The 19,250-nt window shown below is 32.2% G+C and carries 19 protein-coding genes; 14 read left to right on the forward strand and 5 right to left on the reverse strand.

From position 1 onward, the window contains the following. Positions 1-2,061: an ATP-dependent helicase gene (locus BLQ19_RS11245; RefSeq protein WP_074538403.1), complete on the reverse strand. Its 2,061-nt coding sequence runs from the start codon at positions 2,059-2,061 to the stop codon at positions 1-3. 471 nt (positions 2,062-2,532) lie between these two features. Here BLQ19_RS11245 and BLQ19_RS11250 point away from each other — a divergent pair, with 471 nt between their 5' ends. Together BLQ19_RS11250 and BLQ19_RS11255 are read left to right on the forward strand one after the other, a co-directional pair. Continuing rightward, positions 2,533-2,862 carry an InlB B-repeat-containing protein gene (locus tag BLQ19_RS11250; protein WP_074538404.1) on the forward strand — a complete coding sequence of 110 codons (330 nt, stop codon included), beginning with the start codon at positions 2,533-2,535 and terminating at the stop codon, positions 2,860-2,862. Between the two features lie 124 nt (positions 2,863-2,986). Then, entirely contained in the window at positions 2,987-3,718 is a 732-nt protein-coding gene (locus BLQ19_RS11255) for a hypothetical protein (RefSeq protein ID WP_025615112.1), read from the forward strand. Between the two features lie 511 nt (positions 3,719-4,229). Here the strand turns inward: BLQ19_RS11255 and BLQ19_RS11260 are convergent. After that, the gene (locus BLQ19_RS11260) at positions 4,230-5,012 is read right to left on the reverse strand and encodes a hypothetical protein (protein WP_074538405.1); all 783 of its coding nucleotides are present in this window, start codon (positions 5,010-5,012) and stop codon (positions 4,230-4,232) included. Between the two features lie 334 nt (positions 5,013-5,346). Here BLQ19_RS11260 and BLQ19_RS11265 point away from each other — a divergent pair, with 334 nt between their 5' ends. Next, positions 5,347-5,799 carry a DUF4143 domain-containing protein gene (locus BLQ19_RS11265; protein ID WP_074538406.1) on the forward strand — a complete coding sequence of 151 codons (453 nt, stop codon included), beginning with the start codon at positions 5,347-5,349 and terminating at the stop codon, positions 5,797-5,799. 310 nt (positions 5,800-6,109) lie between these two features. On the opposite strand, the gene BLQ19_RS11270 is transcribed toward BLQ19_RS11265, so the two are convergent. Genes BLQ19_RS11270 through BLQ19_RS11280 form a run of 3 tightly spaced genes read right to left on the reverse strand, consistent with a single transcriptional unit; the run spans position 6,110 to position 7,570 of the window. Then, positions 6,110-6,610, reverse strand: a complete 501-nt coding sequence (locus BLQ19_RS11270) for a hypothetical protein (RefSeq protein ID WP_074538407.1) — start codon at positions 6,608-6,610, stop codon at positions 6,110-6,112. Between the two features lie 32 nt (positions 6,611-6,642). Then, complete coding sequence (locus BLQ19_RS11275) at positions 6,643-7,074, reverse strand: hypothetical protein (RefSeq protein WP_139150245.1); 432 nt, start codon at positions 7,072-7,074, stop codon at positions 6,643-6,645. Beyond that, positions 7,061-7,570, reverse strand: coding sequence for a GFO_1088 family ECF-type sigma factor (locus BLQ19_RS11280; protein ID WP_074538409.1), 510 nt, complete (start codon positions 7,568-7,570; stop codon positions 7,061-7,063). The genes BLQ19_RS11275 and BLQ19_RS11280 overlap by 14 nt, the downstream gene beginning before the upstream one ends. Before the next feature lie 362 nt (positions 7,571-7,932). Here BLQ19_RS11280 and BLQ19_RS11285 point away from each other — a divergent pair, with 362 nt between their 5' ends. The 11 genes from BLQ19_RS11285 to BLQ19_RS11330 all read left to right on the forward strand — a co-directional run bounded on the left by BLQ19_RS11285 (position 7,933) and on the right by BLQ19_RS11330 (position 19,228). Then, positions 7,933-8,130 carry a hypothetical protein gene (locus BLQ19_RS11285; protein WP_024480765.1) on the forward strand — a complete coding sequence of 66 codons (198 nt, stop codon included), beginning with the start codon at positions 7,933-7,935 and terminating at the stop codon, positions 8,128-8,130. 155 nt (positions 8,131-8,285) lie between these two features. Next, on the forward strand, positions 8,286-8,630 hold the full coding sequence (locus BLQ19_RS11290) for a hypothetical protein (RefSeq protein WP_074538410.1): 345 nt from the start codon (positions 8,286-8,288) through the stop codon (positions 8,628-8,630). A 56-nt stretch (positions 8,631-8,686) separates the two neighbouring features. Next, positions 8,687-8,854 (forward strand): virulence RhuM family protein, encoded by a 168-nt coding sequence (locus BLQ19_RS21595; protein ID WP_254788342.1) that lies wholly within the window; start codon positions 8,687-8,689, stop codon positions 8,852-8,854. After that, the gene (gene rhuM, locus BLQ19_RS21600; RefSeq protein ID WP_074538411.1) at positions 8,851-9,093 is read left to right on the forward strand and encodes a RhuM family protein; all 243 of its coding nucleotides are present in this window, start codon (positions 8,851-8,853) and stop codon (positions 9,091-9,093) included. The genes BLQ19_RS21595 and rhuM overlap by 4 nt, the downstream gene beginning before the upstream one ends. Positions 9,094-10,102: 1,009 nt before the next feature. Further along, complete coding sequence (locus BLQ19_RS11300; protein ID WP_074538412.1) at positions 10,103-10,912, forward strand: hypothetical protein; 810 nt, start codon at positions 10,103-10,105, stop codon at positions 10,910-10,912. Positions 10,913-11,176: 264 nt separating this feature from the next. After that, positions 11,177-14,245: a type I restriction endonuclease subunit R gene (locus tag BLQ19_RS11305; RefSeq protein ID WP_074538413.1), complete on the forward strand. Its 3,069-nt coding sequence runs from the start codon at positions 11,177-11,179 to the stop codon at positions 14,243-14,245. Positions 14,246-14,301: 56 nt separating this feature from the next. Continuing rightward, entirely contained in the window at positions 14,302-15,291 is a 990-nt protein-coding gene (locus BLQ19_RS11310; RefSeq protein WP_254788345.1) for a virulence RhuM family protein/type II toxin-antitoxin system death-on-curing family toxin, read from the forward strand. Between the two features lie 22 nt (positions 15,292-15,313). After that, positions 15,314-16,936 (forward strand): HsdM family class I SAM-dependent methyltransferase, encoded by a 1,623-nt coding sequence (locus BLQ19_RS11315; protein WP_074538415.1) that lies wholly within the window; start codon positions 15,314-15,316, stop codon positions 16,934-16,936. Continuing rightward, positions 16,929-17,228, forward strand: coding sequence for a restriction endonuclease subunit S domain-containing protein (locus BLQ19_RS11320; RefSeq protein WP_074538416.1), 300 nt, complete (start codon positions 16,929-16,931; stop codon positions 17,226-17,228). The genes BLQ19_RS11315 and BLQ19_RS11320 overlap by 8 nt, the downstream gene beginning before the upstream one ends. 42 nt (positions 17,229-17,270) lie before the next feature. Continuing rightward, positions 17,271-18,302 (forward strand): restriction endonuclease subunit S, encoded by a 1,032-nt coding sequence (locus tag BLQ19_RS11325; protein ID WP_074538417.1) that lies wholly within the window; start codon positions 17,271-17,273, stop codon positions 18,300-18,302. A 47-nt stretch (positions 18,303-18,349) separates the two neighbouring features. Continuing rightward, the gene (locus BLQ19_RS11330) at positions 18,350-19,228 is read left to right on the forward strand and encodes a hypothetical protein (RefSeq protein WP_139150246.1); all 879 of its coding nucleotides are present in this window, start codon (positions 18,350-18,352) and stop codon (positions 19,226-19,228) included. Positions 19,229-19,250: the final 22 nt, after the last annotated feature.

Genomic DNA, 19,250 nt, shown 5'->3' on the forward strand with positions numbered 1-19,250 from the left:
TTAATTAAAGTCCATCCCAGACGATAAGTCAATGGTATTAGGTTGTGGCGCATCTTTGACGCTATTAAATTGATGCCCAACAGTCTCCTGTGTTACAAGTTCTTCCGGCAGGCCTGTTAAAAAATAGGTTTCCGCATCATCGGTATTTTTTCCATCCTGCGTAGGCGTAGACCTTGCATGAACTGCTGAAATAGATGCGGTATTTCGAGTAATGATCAATCTGTTTTTTGCACGCGTAAGCGCTACATACAACACCCGACGATCTTCTTCTATGGCATCAATATCGTCCAGAGAATAAGCAGATGGAAAAGATTTTGGAGATACATTCAGTACAATACACACATCTGCCTCTAAACCTTTTGCAGAGTGAATGGTAGAAATAATCACATGATCTTTTTGCTCGTCCGTACTTAATTTAGATTCCGTCAATACATTAGCACCATTCATTTTTTCGGCATTATCCAAAAGGCCTTCTCCTATAAATTCCCCTAAACTAGAATAGCTTTCGGCTAATAATTTAAGCACAGGAAAATCAGATTTACGCTTTTCGGTCCAATCTTTCCGGTATTTAAATGCTAAACCTAGAGACATAGCTTCATAGGAGATTTCTACCATTTTACCCACCTTTCCTTTTTCTTGAGTAACGGCCTGGTACAGTTCTGATATTCTTTGGCCGTCAGATCCCGAAATATTCGCAGCTAATAAGGTGGCAATGTCTGTTTTTCCTTCGTCTGCAATGATGGCAGCCATGATTCGTGAAGCTCTAACTTCACCGATACCTTCCCAAAAGGTCAGAAACCGAACCCATGCTATTTCATCATAGGGGTTGTTTACAATCCGTAGTAAGGACACTAAATCTTTGATATGAGCAGCCTGTAGAAATTTCCGACCTCCATAGGTAACATACGGTATTTTTCGCCTAATAAAAACGGCTTGTAAGGATTTAGTGTAATACTGTGACCGTGATAATATTAAGTGGTCTGAAAAGCTACGATCCTCGTCCGTATAGTTTTTCAAGATTTCATCCGCAATCCAATTCGCTTCCTGCCACTCATCATTTACATTAACAATAATTGGTATTTCGCCGCTACCACGCACTGCTGCTAGGCGTTTGTTATAATCAATAGTAGCATGGTCTAACAACCAATTAGAGAGATCTAAAATTTCTTGGGTAGACCTGTAGTTTTTTTCCAATTTATAAACTTCAGAGTTTTTTACCCGATCTTTAAATTGATGCACATTTTTAAAATCGGCTCCTCGAAAAGAATAAATAGATTGCGCGTCATCTCCAACACAGAATAGTTTGCATATTTCTACGAAAGGCGATAGTAGTTCCCACTGTAGCGGATTGGTATCTTGCATTTCATCAACAAGCAGGTATTCCAAGTTTTGAGCTAGTAGCTCCCGAGCCTCAGCATTTGTTTTTAACTGCGTAGCGACTACCAATAGGAGATCATCATAATCTAAATAGCGTTGTTCCATTTTCTTTTGCTGATAGGCGCGCAAAAGGACTTCCACATGGGGTTTCATTGCAGCAATCTCATAATCCGTATCCTTATCGGTCCTACTTTTAAAGAGAAGAATGCGTATAGATTCCGTTAAGTTCTTCTTGGTATTTCTAGCATACGAGTAGATATCTAACAGCTGCTGCGGTTTTATCCGCAATTTCCCATAAGTGTCGGCATGAGTGCCAGACATCATTTTCATAATTCCTAACTGATCGTCTGGATCAATAACTGTAAAGGCAGCAGCACCAAATAAATTGGGATATTTTAGTATTAATTGATTACACCAGGAGTGAAATGTAGCACCGTTAATAGCCTGGCTATTAGATTGTGGTAAACTAGCCTTTACCCGTTCTACTATTTCATTAGCAGCCTTTTTAGTGAAGGTTAGAATTTGTATTTTTGAAGGATCAACGCCAGAGGCAATAAGGTGCGCGGCACGTGCAATAATGGTACGTGTTTTTCCGGTACCTGCTCCGGCAAGTACCAGTAGATGTTGGCCCTCATAGGTAACCGCTTTTAGTTGTCCCTGATTAAGTTCTTCCGTTATATGCATTCCTTTAAGATTAAAATGAATGATTAATTTCCTTATGGATATAATCCATTTAAGTGGATAATTTCCAAAATTAAGGAATTTTTCTTACATAGTGTAATTTTGCAATTAGTATAGCGCATTCGTCATTTATTACTAGTGCTGTTTGGTAAAGCTTTTAGTTCAAAGGACGAATCAATCCAGAAATTACGAGAAATGACAGCGTATCAATTTAGAAAATACCATAAGTATTTGTGTTGTTTATTCTTGTACGACTTTATCGTTTCAAGATTAAGAGTAGCTTAATTCTGGTATGTAAACTATAATTTAAAAAGTTCTCATTATTTCACTGTTCATCGATACTAAAAATAAATTTAAAAGGTTATAGCATATGAACCTTGATAAAACGTAAGACACAACATCTTAATGGAAAAAATCAGTTTCTAGACCAAGACATTCATGCTACATAACCAACTTTTGAAATACGACATCCCGATGAAAAAAATAGCTTTTATTCTATTCTTATCCTTTTTATCCATCAATGTGTTTCCGAATACCAATATCAATACTGTTTCTAGTGGTGTTTTTGATGATTTTGCACTTACTATAACAGCAACGAATGGAGCTGTCTTAAAACTAATTGGGAATGAAGAAACAGATCAGAACTCTTTTCAAAGTGGTGAAGTAGTGCGCTTGGTTACGCGTCCGGCTGTGGGGTATAAGTTTTCTCATTGGACGGGAGATGTATCAGGGAATAGGCTTATTGCAGATGTTGTTATGACGGGAAACAAAACGGTAACTGCTGTTTTTGAAAAAGATTATTAAACAGTAGATTTTAAAGGATGAAGTAGCCTCTTTAAGAGTTTACTTCTCTTAAAAAGAGAAGTCACATTCATACTTAGAACATACGTTAAGAATGAATTATAACGCTTTAATATAAAAATAGAGTATGAATTTTTTTAGAAAATTACTTGGTTTAGGCCCCAAAGAACTTGTGAATGTAAGACCAAGAGCTAATTCTTCTCAAACAAAAAGAAAAGAAAGCATCGTTGACGTATCTGATATTGACCATAGAAAAATATATCCTACCTTACTATCACAAAAAACAAAATCGTTTGATTTGGTAAATGAACTTGTTGCTATGATGCATGATAGGGAAGGCCTTTTTGCTCCGATTGTAATTGGTCATGTTATGGTCGATGAAAAGGAGGTAGAAGATGGTGGACCCGCACTTTATCAAGTGCGGACTTCAAATAAAAATGAAGAGGATTATAAAAAGCTAAGATTGACTGGTGAAATAAATTTAGATGCTCTTGAAATCCCTTTTATTGATTGGAATTATTTAGATAGTAAACTAAATTTTCAGGTGCTATCTTGTACTATATCTCAATTCTCTTCTGAAAAAATACTAAGTAAAAAACACCTGCAAGAAGCTCATAAGAAGTTAGGTGCAGATGAATTACTGGTCTCTATTCCTAGAAAAGGGTTAATCTTTGTGTGTTCAAAAAATATTTCTGATGAAGATTATGGCGATTTTTTAAATATGCATGGCGCGATTGTACTCCAAGAAAATGAAGATTTAGAATTTCTTTGTGAAGATCTATTTGTGGTAAAAAATGGCGAAATAGAAAATATTATAGGCGTACCTCAATTATCAGAAATGCTTAAAGAAAAAAGGTGATTTTTCAGGTATACGTTGAGTACATTAAAGCATTGAAATGGTATCCTTTTAATTCCTGAATTAAATATAGCTTAGTGCTAGAATTCATTTTACAATGACAAGTCATACCACATGAAAATTTATGTGAATTAGCCACAAAATGGGTATTACTTAATCCAAATCCGATTGCTTTAGAGAAACCAAAGTATAAAAGGTAACAAAAAATTACAACCAAGATTACTCTTCCATACTACGGACTTTGAGATATTCTAAGAGATCTGATTGCTATAATTAATATAGATAAAACCTTGCATTAAGAAGCGTCGAGATTACTCGGATATAAAGAAAATTATTTTTTAAAAACTTATTAAATAATTGGAATCTACTATAAGCATCCTTTCCTAATCACTCAGATTTCAATCTGAAATACTAGGAGTTATATGGCTAAAATTCTTCAATAAATATCTCGACTTTTTATTTAAATTGCTCCACAAAAAAATCTCGTAATCATGATATTTACGAGGTTTTTTAATTAAAAATTATTATTTTTAATATAATCTGACTTAACTTTTGCTTGATAACTATTTGCTTCGCTGGTTTTTATACTACTAGGATATAAAGGAGCTAAAAAACCTTCATCACGCCTTCTATCAAAATCATTTTTCCGATAAGGATCAAAAGCTGTACCTGGAGGTAAAGGCCTGTTTTTATTTATATACCAAATATAAAAAGACATCACTTCATTTAATCGACTACCAAAAGGGTCATTTTTACGATCGTAAATATTTATAGTAGCCAAATTTAACTTTTTCTTATTGCTTGGATGTTTTAAATATAAAAACTGCGACCGGTCCCTATCACTATCCGTACTCTCAAATCTATCTAATTTCTCAAAAAACTGAACCTCAGAAAAAAGAACAGTATGAGGTGTTTTATAAAAAAACCGCTTAGGATAAGTAATTGTTCCGTTTAGACGATCTAATACAATTTCTTGAACAGGGTTTAAATAATTAAAGGCTACTTCCCATAATACAAAAACCAATAACGGTAAAGTGAATAGTGTTTCATACAAATCGAAAGTGATTAAATAGATCATCAATGTTAAAAAAAACCATATTAAAAAAAATGCTTTTAAGACTGAAAAATCATTTACGTTTACTACAAAAAACAAATCATTTGCTTCTTGGATTTCTAAATTTTTATTCGGTTTAACAGCTTCAATATTATAGTTAATACTATTTGGATAAAGCCTTATAATTTTCTTTAACAGTATTGGTTTAAATATATTTTGATCTTGTGATGTAATCCAAGCCATTCTGTACCTTATAATTTTCCATTAAAAATAACATTATTATCTACATTAATGTTTTATAACATAAAAAAAATCACCCTCTACTGCTCTATAATTAGATAACTGCTCGCTGCTCTTATTGTCAATTACTCCTACTTTCTAATTGTACGTAAACTAAATTGCTTTGAGACGTAAGCTCATGGGTACGTTAACACTAATTTTATAAATTTTGAACAAAATTCACAGCCAATAAAGCTAAAATACGGGAACATAATCCCTGAAAAACAGTGTATTTGAAGATTACAATCCCTGTGTAGGATTAAGCGAGATTTAGAAGAGCAGATTAGTAAGCGCTCTATTGAGTTATGGAGGTATTTGTAAACCTGAAATTTTAGAAAAATTATTACGTGCCTTAGCATTCCAAATTGGTAGTGAGGTAAGCTATGATGAATTAGCACAAGTGCTGTGTATAGATATGAAAACAGTGTCTAATTATATTAATTTACTGTACCAAGCTTATGTTATTTTCAAATTACCAAGTTTTAATAAAAACTTGAGAAACGAGATAAAAACGAATCAGAAAAAATATTTCTACGATACAGGAGTGAGAAATATGATTATTGGCGATCTAAAACCTTTAGAAGTTCGTCAAGATAAAGGCAACCTTTGGGGAAATTTTTTAATTGCAGAACGATTAAAACATAACGCTTATAAAAGTTCCTTAAGTAAAGGTTATTACTGGAGAACTACAAAGCAACAAGAAATTGATTATGCAGCGGAAGAAGCTACAATAATTACAGGATTTAAATAAGATGAAATCCAAAAAGTAAAGTGAAAATTCCTAAAACAGTTAGGATAAGAAATTCAGGCTAGGAAAGAGGTGTAAGCTTTTAAGATGGAAACACAAACCTAATTTTGAAATTTTGACCCATCATTTTGCATAAAATCCATTCTATATAGTTACGCTTTTTCTAAACAAATAAGCTGTTTAACATAGCACAACTTAGCGCTCTATTAGCATTACTTTTTTCAGCACTTAATTGTTATAAAAAAATAGCTCAGGTTCATGACCTAAGCTATTTTTTATAGACGTATTCCGTTAATGCGATTCAGCAATCTAATTAGTTCTTTCCCTTCTTTGTGGTAACGATTATAGCACCATTTGGGGCACCGTATTTTTCTATAGCCTTTTCATCTTTAAATATTTCTATCTTTTCAATAGCGTCAGGCGATAATTTATCAAGCATTTCTTTCGTAGCAACGTTACCGTTGATAAGAATCACAGGTTCTTCATTTTTAAAATTAATTCCTTCCTTAGATTGGTTTGCTTCCTTGTTTTTATGGGTGGTAACGAGTACAACTCCATTAGGGGCATTGTATTCTTTCAACGCTTTATCGCCTTTTACAACAGCAACGGAAGCAATCATCTCATTATTTATTAAGTCCATACTAAACTCAAACTTTTTGCCGTCTACATAAATATCGGGTTCAGCACCTTCTTTCACCTTTACATGCAGCTGTTTCTTAGGTTGATCATCCTTTTTTTCCATTTTAATTTCTTGTGCTGTTACTAATGAAATTGAACATAATAGGACACAAGCTGTTAGCATTAGTTTTCTCATAATTTTAAGTGTTTGATTAATAAAAAATTGATTTATTTTTCTTTCGTGGTGTAAATAATTACAATATCATTCTCATAAATAACGCGCTCTTCAATTTCAGCCAGGTCCGTATGGTGTACCATCTCTCGAGCGATGTTCAACAAAGCTTCTTTTTCAGAATAGTTTAATTCTTCTGGGGCCGGATGGGTGAAAAACAGCGCGATTAGTACGCTAACAGATGCTGCTACAGTTAGGGCTCCAATAAGTAGCTTGCGCTTTCTGTTTCTTTTAGTTTCAAAAGATGCCCATAAGTGCTCATTAAAATCTTTGGGGGTTTCCGTTTGGTTGTTTTTTACAAAAGTGGTCCATGCCTTCAAAGAAGGTTTTAAATTTTCAGTATTTTCAAACAAAAATTGTTCTTCAGACAGCGTACTTTGTCCTTCCTTATATTTTTTGATTAATCGTTCCGCTTTATTCTCTTCCATAATCATACGTTTTTTCCAATTGTACACTTACCACCTTTCTTGCTCGTGATAACAAAACCCTTACATGTTCAACTTTAAGTTGCATTGCGGAAGCTATTTCGGTAAACTCATAACCATCTAAGTCTCTCATCAGTATCACTTCTCTTTGTTGCTCCGGTAAACTAGCAACAATTTTTTTTATAATTACTGTTAGCTCTTTCCGCTCCAGTTCTTCGCTATCATTTTCTGATGTCAGAATCTCTAATTGAAAGGAAGCATCCTGACTCGTAAAGGTTTTCTTTCTAAGTATATCAATACAATGATTGCGCGCTGTTGAAAACACCAAACCTTGAATGTTAGGGTGGTCGGCGATACGCTTTCGCTTTTCCCAGAGTTTCAACATGATATCCTGGATGGCATCTTCGGCATTTGCGCTACTTCCAAGCATTCGTGAAACCATCGGAAACAAGCGTTCAGATAATGAAAATACAGTATGTCTAAAATCGGTTTTATTCATTATACTTTAATAACGTAAAACTAGAGGTAGCCATAACAGAAAAAAGCTGTTTTTTTAATTTATGCACATAAATGACTGGTAATCAGTGTGCTAATTTGTGTATATGTAGGATGAATTTAATTGGTAAGGGTTTGAGCTTCGCAAAATTCTTACGAAGTCATTCCAATCCTGAGCTTCAATCGTTGTTTGCTTTATATTCTTAAGTTACCTCATATTTCATCGTATTACTTTAATATGAATTAGGTTTTAGTACTCAGCCCGATTATAAGAATCATTAAAGGGTACTTACATACTAGTAAATACCTAGTTTAAGGTATAATCTCAAAATATAGTATTAATTTGTACCGTAAACAGCTAGAACTATGGAACGTGTAGACAAAAAAATAATTCAACTATTATCAAAAGGATATAGAACTCCAGAGATCTCAAACCATTTTATAGAAAAAGGGATAACACCTAGTTCTGTATCTTCTGTGGAAAAAAGAATCAAAGCGATAAAGAAAGTTTACGGAGCCAAAACCCTATTTCATTTGGCGGTGCTGGTAACTAAATCTAAATAAAGATCTTTTGCCAAAACAGTTTTGCAGCTAATTTCAACGATTATTATAAAAATAACACCGCACTGCGGTTTTCCTCAGTATTCGATGATTTCATTTTATGATATTTGATTATAAGTAATGATACTGTATGTGTTGTAAATTGATATTTTTAAATATTGATAGAATTTCCCCTCGAAAATCAATTATTAAAAGCGAAATATGATTACGATGCGAAGTATGCCCGTATTCATAAACGCTTAATGGAAAAAGACCCGTTAACCGATAGCAAACTCAAATTGATTGAAGCCTTAAAAGGATTAAAATCAGCGGTAGATAAAGAGATTCTGCAAAACACTAAGTTGTTAGAAAACGAGAGTTATGTAGAGAAAATGATGATGCTTTTAGTAGTTAGCCAATTTAAAAAAGAACAAAAGATAGACATTAATACTATCGATGTTAGGCGTACTAATAGTAGTATAGCTAAAGAATATAGGAACGAATACAAGGGTTACGTTGCTTAATTGAAGTGAAAAAATTAACTATTGAGAAATCCTTAATAGTTCAATAATAAAGTAATATGAGTGAAATAAAAATATTTCAAGCTAAAGGCAATCAAGTAGAAGTTTCTGTTCAATTTGATAACGAAACGGTATGGTTAAATAGAAACCAAATTGTTACCTTGTTCGATAGAGATGTCAAAACTATTGGTAAACATATAAAAATGTCTTTAAAGAAGGTGAGTTGAGTAAGGATTCAGTTGTCGCAAAATTTGCGACAACTGCTTTAGATGGTAAAACATATCAAACAGAGCATTATAATTTAGATGTAATAATATCCGTAGGTTATAGAGTAAAGTCAAAACAAGGCACACAATTCCGTATTTGGGCGACTCAAACCTTAAAAGACCATTTAGTTCAAGGTTATACTATCTTGTATTCTCTTCATAATATACTTACCATGAATAGGTTAAATTATGCATTATGAGTAAAATTATTAGCTACAAGGACTCGGAAGATTTAAAGCTTGAAGTTACACTACGAAATGATACTATTTGGTTGAGCTTAAATCAAATATCAAATTTGTTCGACAGGGATAAATAATTGATATATAGAAACTTAAGAAATATATTTAAAACTGAAGAGCTTCTTTAAAATTCAGTTGTTGCAAAATATGCGACAACTGCCTCAGATGGCAAAATCTATAATATTTCGTATTATAGTTTTGACCTAGTTCGGTATCTTCTGTGGAAAAAAGAATCAAAGCGATAAAGAAAGTTTACGGTGCCAAAACCTTATTTCATTTGGCGGTGCTCCTTAATAAAAGTAAATAAAACTTAATTCAAAAGAGAGCTTTTTAAAATTAGTATCTATAATTCTGTGTAAACGCAATTATGGATACTGTCAGCGGGTTTAACTTTTTCAAAGTAATTTTGATTTTTTTAATTCAAACGTTTGTTCTTTTTCATTTCGGAGGATTGTAATAGATAATGGGGCTGTGCTTTTATCAAAATCGTTCAATTTAATGCTAAAATTTTCCTCTTCCGTAATGTTCGTATAACTGGTATCATTTATCCGCTCTATTTTTTCATCTTACTTTAAAAATTTAGATAAATTTGAAGTCTCTATAATGCATTGTAATGGCAGAAATGCTGATATAATATAAATTCGAGCGTCCGCTTTCATGGCCAGCTTTTAAAACGTGGTAATTTCATAATCATTGAATTACAAACATAGACCAATACAAGGCGAATATGAATAACGTTTATGCTGTTTACTCTAGTGTCATGAAACTAATTGGGGCTGAAGTATTTGCATATCAATAGGATGGTGTCTGTGTAGGTATCTTTAATCAAGTTCTAATAGCACGTAAATTAGGGTTAATTGAAAAGACTGAGAATAAAACAGAGATTATAGTAAAATAAACAAAGATTGGGTTTAAATAAAAAATCATTGAAAAGAGAAATGATATATTTGTTGGGTAACACACTAATTTTATGACACATAAAAAAATAAAAGAATTTATTAATGAATATAAAGATTATCAAATTCTATTCATTTTCATTTTTACATTATTAGGAGGACTTACTCAGATTTTTGAATTAGCTTTAATTTCTACTTATTATATCAGGTTCTTTTCTATAACACAGGTAATTTCAGATGGTTTACTTTTTGTTTTTCTATTGTCTCTTATAAGTTTAGTTGCATATTTATTTTATCCATTTCTTATAATCATAGATAAAACTGAAATAAACAAAGGAGTAACACACATTCAAAGAATCAGAAATGTTACTATAAGTGGGCTGAGGAAGTTTTTTATTTTGTTTACATTAATATTATTAATTACAGCGGGAATATTAATTTTTAGCCAACCAGCAAAAGCTTTATTAAGTCATTTATGGATTTTAATAATTTCATGTGCAATACTGACTATATATTTTGTCCTATATTTTAGAATAGCTTCATATGTAAATGGAAAACTATCTAAATCAAAAGATTTGTCTCAAAATACGATATTCAAGAAAATAAAAGGAAATCGATTAATAGTTGTGCAATGCTCTTTTTTTATAGTTATTCTTTTTTATATGTATAAAGCTACCTTGACTCAGCCAAAGGCGTTTACAAACAATAAATATATTAAGTGCTTTATTCAGGAGAAATATCCAGATACTAAATATGAAATTCGTTATTTTAATGATAAATACATTTTCATTGTTATAAAAAATATAGATAAAAATGAACTCACTAATGAAGAAACCTTAGTTTTAAAGTTTGATAAATTATTTGATTATAACGCTTGTAATTAATTATATTTTCAATGAATACTTCAAATCAACTTCTAAAACTTTTGCTATTTGATACAATGAAGATATAGTAGCATTTACTAGGGCTTCACACTCAATTTCTCCATTACTTTATAAATTATTTGCAATACTGCGGGAAACCGCAGAACTATGTTGTGATAGTTTGTGATATTTGATTTTATTTAACTGTAGGAATTTTATGTTTAATAAGTATATTTAAACTTTAGTAAAGTTCCCCCTGAATTATAAATTAAGATTTAGAAATAAATGATCCATAACGAGGACTCAAGGGTTAAGATACCTTCTATATTACATTTAATACAATTGGGGTACACTTACCTATCTTTAAAGGAAAGTAATTGGGATGAAAACACCAATATTTTCACCTCAATTTTTAAAGATCAGCTACAAGTTATAAACCCGAAGTTATCCGAAAAGGACATTCAGAAAGTATATGATGATATTTCTATTTCCTTGGAAAATGAAGATTTAGGGCGTGCTTTTTACAATAAATTAATAGATCAATCTGGTATTAAACTAATTGATTTTGAAGATTTTGACAATAATTCGTTTCATGTTATTACAGAATTGCCATATAAAAAAGATGATGAAACTTTTAGGCCAGACATTATTCTTTTAATAAATGGGTTGCCACTTATTTTTATTGAGGTTAAAAAGCCAAACAACAGAAATGGAGTTCAAGACGAACATAATAGAATGCAACGTCGATTTAAAAATAAGAAATTTCGTAAGTTCATCAACTTAACACAGCTCATGGTGTTTTCTAACAACATGAAGTACAGAGAAGAAGATACGCAAATGTTAGAAGGGGCTTTCTATAGTACTACAAATTACAGAAAACCAATATTTAATTATTTTAGAGAAGAAGAAGACTTTGATTTAAATGCCTTGTTACAACCTTTATCAGAAGAGGGTGAGACTTTTGTATTAAAAGACACCAATCTTTTGAGTATTAAAAACTCGAAGGAATATCAATCTAATAAAGATCCAAATAAAGCAACCAATTCTATTTCTACATCCTTATTTCAACGTGACCGTTTAAAATTTATTTTGCGGTATGCTTTTGCTTATGTTGAGGAAGAAAAAGGCTTAGAAAAACACATCATGCGTTATCCACAACTATTTGCCACCAAAGCGATAGAGAATAAGTTGGAAAACGGCATTAAAAAAGGAATTATTTGGCATACACAAGGTTCTGGTAAAACGGCTTTGGCATATTTTAATGTAAAACACCTCACACATTATTTTCAGAAGAAAAATATTATTTCAAAATTTTACTTCATCGTAGACCGTTTAGATTTGTTAGTGCAAGCAGCAAAAGAATTTAATGCGCGTGGTTTAAAAGTACATACCATAGATAGTAGAGATGCTTTTAGTAGAGATATTAAATCGACACAGGTAATTCATAACGATTCAGGGAAAGCAGAAATTACCGTGGTAAATATCCAGAAGTTTAAAGATGATCCTGATGTTATAAAAAACAATGATTACAATTTAAGCATACAACGTGTTTTCTTTTTAGATGAAGTACATCGTAGTTATAATCCTAAAGGTAGTTTTTTAGCTAATTTGGAATTAGCGGATAAACATTCCATTAAAATAGGATTAACAGGAACACCATTATTAGGTTCAGAATATAATTCTAAAACGTTATTTGGTGATTATATTCATAAATACTACTATAATTTATCTATTAAAGATGGATATACCTTACGATTAATTCGTGAAGAAATAGAAACCAATTATAAGCTTGTATTACAAGAAGCACTGGAAAACATAAAAGTATTACAAGGTAATATTGATAAAAAGAAACTCTATTCAGACCATCGTTTTGTAGAACCTATGCTAGACTATATTGTAAAAGATATGGAGCAAGCAAGAATCTCTATGAATGATAATAGCATTGGAGGTATGGTAGTTTGTGATTCATCTGATCAAGCTAAAATGATGTATGACATTTTTCAAGAAACTTATGCAGACAAAACAGCCTCTTTGTTCAATCATGCAGCAGAAGAACCAGCCAGTTATGGTAACAAGAAGAAGGAGGAAAGTAAAGTAAATTCAGCACAGGTTATTTTACATGATATTGGCACCAAACAAGACCGAAGAGATTGGGTGTCCGATTTTAAAGCTGGCAAACTAGATTTGCTATTTGTTTACAATATGCTGTTGACTGGTTTTGATGCCAAGCGATTAAAGAAACTCTACATAGGTAGAAAGATAAAATCGCATAACCTACTGCAAACACTTACTCGTGTAAATAGAACGTATAAAACGCATAAGTATGGTTATGTTGTTGATTTTGCAGACATTCAAAAAGAGTTTGATAAAACCAATCAAGATTATTTTAACGAGTTGCAAAGTGAGCTGGGTGATGAAATGCAACATTATTCTAATCTGTTTAAAAAGCCTGAAGAAATAAAGGAAGAGATTGAAGAAATTAAAGATGTTTTGTTTAAATACGATACAACCAATGCTACTGTTTTTGGTGAACAAATTTCAGAAATAAATGAACGTTCCGAAATTCGTCAAATTGCTAAAGTCTTAAACAATTCAAAAGAATTATATAACCTCATTCGTTTGTCTGGTAATTTTGAATTACTCGAAAAATTAGATTTCAGAAAACTATCGGTGTTAGCACGATTAACTAACGATAGGTTAGCCTTAATAAATACAAGAATTGCCTTAGAAAATAATGTAGATACCGATAACATTTTAAACACCGCTTTAGAAGATGTCATTTTTGCTTTTACCAAAGTGAAAGAAGAGGAAATGGTATTGGCAGACGAACTGAAAAACACCTTAGGTAAAACAAGAGAAATGTTAGCAGGAAACTTCGACCAGAAAGATCCTATCTTTATCTCTTTACGTGAAGAACTAGAACGCTTATTTAAAAAGAAAAATTTAAGCGAGGTTACCAAGGAAGAAATGGAAGCCAACATAAAAGCCTTAAATGCTATTTATGATAAGGCTAAAAAACTAGAACGCGAAAACCAATTACTAAAAGCGAAATACGATTATGATGCTAAATATACACGTATACACAAACGCTTAATTGAAAAAGACCCATTAACCGATAGCGAACGCAAATTGTTTGACGCCTTAAAAGGATTAAAAACAGCAGTAGATAAAGAGATTTTGCAAAACGCTAAGTTATTAGAAAACGAGAGTTATGTGGAAAAAATGATGATGCGTTTAGTTGTTAGCCAATTTAAAAAAGAACAAAAGATTGATATCAATACTACAGATGTAAGACGGATTAATAGTCTTATTGTAAAAGAATATATGAACGAATACAACGGTTATGTTGCTTAATGAAAATAAAAAAAAGCAACTGTCGCAAAATATGCGATAGTTAACAAATGATGTCAATGAATGAAATAATTATATACGAATCTAATACCAACCAAATAGAAGTCAGTATTCAATTTGAAAAGGAAACAGTTTGGCTTACTCAGGCGCAATTGGCAGTTTTGTTTGAAAGGGACAGAACAGTTATTGGTAGACATATTCGTAATATATTTAAAGAGCAAGAACTAGATGAGGATGTGGTATGTGCAAATTTTGCACATACCACTCAACATGGCGCTATAGAAGGAAAGAGTCAGTCAAAAGATGTAAAATATTATAATCTAGATGTGATTATTTCTGTTGGTTACAGAGTGAAATCATTACAGGCTACTAAATTTAGGCAATGGGCTACACAGCGACTTAAAGACTATTTAGTACAAGGCTATGCAATTAACCAAAAACGTTTAGAGCAAAAAGAACAAGAAGTAAAGTTATTAAAAGATGGCATACATATTCTAACTAGAACGGTAAGCAAAGCTATTGAAGAAAAGGCTTCAGATAACATAATATTAGAAACTTTTGCTAAAGGATTAAGCCTGTTAGATGATTATGATCATGAAGAATTAGACGCTAAAGGATTAACTACAACAGAAGCTAATTACCCAAGTTTAGACGATTATCAAGAGATAATTAACCAAATGCTAACGGAGTTTGATTCTGATGTTTTTGGAAAAGAAAAAGATAAAAGTTTTCAGAGTTCTGTGGCGCAAATAGCAAAAGGATTTGGAGCCGATGATTTTTACCCGAGCATAGAAGAAAAAGCAACCATGCTTTTATATTTTGTAGTAAAAAATCACTCGTTTGTTGATGGTAATAAGCGTATTGCAGCAGCTTGTTTTTTAAAGTTTTTACAACAAAATAACATGCTTTTTAATAACCAAAAACAACCCATTATTAATAACGATACCTTAGCCAGTTTAACGCTGTTTATTGCTTCTAGCAAACCAGACGAAATGCAAACCGTAACACGTTTAGTAATTAGTGTCTTAAACCGAAATAAAACCAATTAAAAAAAATGCAGAATTAAATATAATGACGACAAACCAATTTGAAACCCAAACCAAAGCACTAATAGACGACCTTAAAAGCGTCTGTGCCAATTACGGTTTAGGGAATGACGGAAACGAATTTAAAATAATCACCCAAGTATTTCTATATAAGTTCTTAAACGATAAATACGTTTACGAGTTAAAACAGTTAGAAACCGATTTTGCAAAAGCCGATAACTTTGACGAAGCACTCAAAAAGTATTCCGATGATGATTTAGAAATGCTAACCATGCAAATAAGCGAAAACACCGCAACCATTGCACCTAAAAACTTATTATCGCGTTTATTTGAGCAACAAAACAAAGATAATTTTGCTGCTATTTTTGATGAAACTTTAGTAAGCGTAGCCAAAGATAACATAGATATTTTCTCGGTACTCACACAAGGTGGAGAAAAAGTGGTGTTGTTTGAAAACCTAAGTAAATACGTAACCGATAAAAAAGATGACTTCTGTAAAGCCTTAGTAAACAAACTCGTTGGTTTTAGTTTCGAACACATATTCACACAGAAATTCGATTTTTTTGCGACTATTTTCGAATATTTAATTAAAGACTACAATACCAATTCTGGGGGTAAATACGCGGAGTATTTTACACCACACGCTGTAGCCAAAATTATGGCAGCTTGTTTGGTAACTGGCGACGATGTAAACAACGTTACTTGTTACGACCCAAGTGCAGGATCGGGAACCTTGTTAATGAATATTGCACACGCCATTGGCGAAGATAAGTGTACCATTTACTCGCAAGACATCTCGCAAAAATCCTCTGCCTTATTGCGTTTAAATCTTATTTTAAACAATCTGGTGCATTCCATACAAAACATTATACAAGGTAATACCATTTTAAGTCCGTATCACAAACAAGACAACGGACAATTAGAACAGTTCGATTATATAGTTTCCAATCCACCTTTTAAGCTAGATTTTAGCGATTACAGCGCAGATTTAGACAGTAAAGCCAATAAGGAACGCTTTTTTGCAGGCATACCAAATATACCTAAAAGCAAGAAAGATTCTATGGCTATTTACTTGCTGTTTATACAACATATTATGCACAGCTTAACAGTCAAAGGGAAAGCAGCCATTGTAGTACCTACAGGTTTTATAACCGCACAATCTGGTATCGATAAAAAAATTAGACAGAAACTAGTAGAAAGTAAAATGCTAGCAGGTGTGGTAAGTATGCCATCTAATATTTTCGCCACCACAGGAACCAACGTAAGTATTTTGTTTTTAGATAAAACGAATACTAAAGATGTGGTGTTGGTAGATGCTTCTAATTTAGGAACCAAGGTAAAAGAAGGTAAAAACCAAAAAACCGTTTTAAGCGAAGCTGAAGAACAAGAAATTATAAATGTTTTTAATGCGAAAGAAGCCAAAGACGATTTATCTGTTGTGGTGTCTTACGACGATATTAAAGCGAAAAACTACAGCCTAAGTGCAGGACAATATTTTGAAGTTAAAATTGAATACATAGATATTACTGCGGAAGAGTTTACTACTAAAATGAATGACTTTGAAAATAATTTAGGGACGCTTTTCAAAGAGTCTAAAAATTTAGAAAAAGAGATTCAGAAGAACTTGAAAACCTTGCATTATGAATAGAAAGATGGTTTTAATGAAGGATTTGATTCAAGAAATTACAATGGGTCCTTTTGGTTCTGATATTAAAGTCGACAGCTTTATTGATGATGGTGTTCCAGTTTTGAATGGTTCTAATATTAATGGCGTAAAACTTACTGAAGAATCGTTTAGATATGTTTCAAAAGAAAAAGCGAAATTTTTAAAAAAAGCAAATACGAAAAGGGGAGATATTGTAATTACACATCGAGGAACATTAGGACAAATTTCATACATTCCTGAAAATTCAAAGTATGATAATTATATTATATCATAAAGCCAATTTAGAGTTACTTTAAAGAAAGATTTAGTTGATCCAATTTATTTTACTTATTATTTTCATACTATTGAAGGCCAGAAAAGATTATTATCTTTTAAAAGTCACGTTGGTGTTCCCGCTCTAGCGCAAGCAACAACTAATTTTAGGTTATTAGAATTTCCATATAGATCTTTAAAATTACAAAAACAAATAGCCAAAGTCCTTTCCGATTTAGACGCCAAAATAGAAGTCAACAACAAAATAAACCAAGAATTAGAAGCGATGGCAAAAACGCTTTACGATTATTGGTTTGTACAGTTCGATTTTCCTGATGCCAATGGTAAACCTTATAAATCGTCTGGTGGTAAAATGGTTTTTAATGCCGAGTTGAAACGTAAGATTCCAGAGGGTTGGGAGGTTGATTCTTTTTCAGCTTGGATCAAAAATGATAAAAGTGGTGATTGGGGGAAAGAAAAAAAACAAGGTAATTATGTAAATAAGGTTTCTTATATTCGCGGTGCAGATTTAAATGGTTTAAACGGAAAAGGAGAGGTAAAAAGTCCAACACGTTTTATTTTAGAAAAAAACAATCATAAATTATTAGAAATAGGTGATTTCATTATTGAAATTTCGGGAGGAAGTCCTACACAATCAACTGGTAGAATGGCTTTCATTACCAAAGAAACTTTAGAGCGATTTGAAAACCCCTTAATCTGTTCCAACTTTTGTAAAGCAGTAACTCTAAAAGAGGAAAAAGCACTTTATAATTTTGCTTACGAATGGAATAGGTTATATGATGAAGGTGTATTGTTTGGTTGGGAAGGAAAAACTAGCGGTATTAAAAACTTACTGTTCGAGTCGTTCGTTACGAATCATCAAGTTTCCAAACCTGATGGCCAAGTTATTGAGCTATTTTATAATAAGGCAAAGCCAATACATGCTCAAATTCAAACAAATTTAAAACAAAATCAAAAACTCTCAGAACTTAGAGATTGGTTATTACCTATGTTAATGAATGGGCAGGTTACCGTTGGAGAAGTAGAGCAAGAGTTGGGTATGGTTGCGGAGGATATTACTAAATATGGGAAATAACGACTAAGTCATAGAGTATATTAAATAAATCCAAGATCATAATCAATATGAAGATAATTCTACTTTCTCTATTTGTCACATTTTTTTCTTCAACAATGTTTGGTCAATCAGACCAAGTAATCGAACAAATTGAAGACGCTTTTGATGAATACGGATCTCCATTTAAAAAAACGCAACAAGGCATATATTATATTAATCAAGCTCTTTCTAAATCAACTATCTCAGATGCTCAATATGACGCTATTAGTGCTGAAAGTGAAATTTCTAGTGCTAAATCAAAAGCAGGGTATGCAGAAGACGAAGCCTCTGATGCCGAAAGTGCAGCCGAATCAATTGACTGTGAATATGTGGCAGATTATGCTGGTGATGCAGAAGATTATTTTTATAGTGCAAAAAGGGCTTTATCTAATGCATTAAATGAATTATCAAGTGCATCATACGAAGATGATCCCGATTCGTTGATTAATTATATGAATAATGCGAAAAATTATGCTAACGAAGCTTTGTCCAAATTAAATAAAGGGGTTGATGAATTAAATAGAGCAATGCAATCATTAAAGAATTGTGCTGGTGCTACTGTAGAATCTGGTGGAAGATCAATAAGCTATGACGATTTTGAAGAATTCATAATTGACAATGGTTATCGCAAAGATTACTTGAGTAGTTATACTTTAGATTCTGATTGGTTAACAGAAATCACTGCGTATGAATATGACAGTAAAATTTATATAATTGCAAAAATCAAAGTAAAAAATAGTTATACAAGTAAATCATATATTTTTTGTGATATACCATCCAGGAACTGGTCAAATTTCAAGTATGGAGGTTACGGAGAAAATAAAACATATGGCGAGCGTTTTCATGATTATATAATCAAGTTTGTTTGTAATTGTGAAGGAGAATTTAAGATTTGGAGGTACAATTAACATGGTAAGAAATAAAATTAAT

The sequence above is a fragment of the Cellulophaga baltica genome (genome assembly GCF_900102165.1).
In the GTDB taxonomy this organism is placed as follows: domain Bacteria; phylum Bacteroidota; class Bacteroidia; order Flavobacteriales; family Flavobacteriaceae; genus Cellulophaga; species Cellulophaga baltica.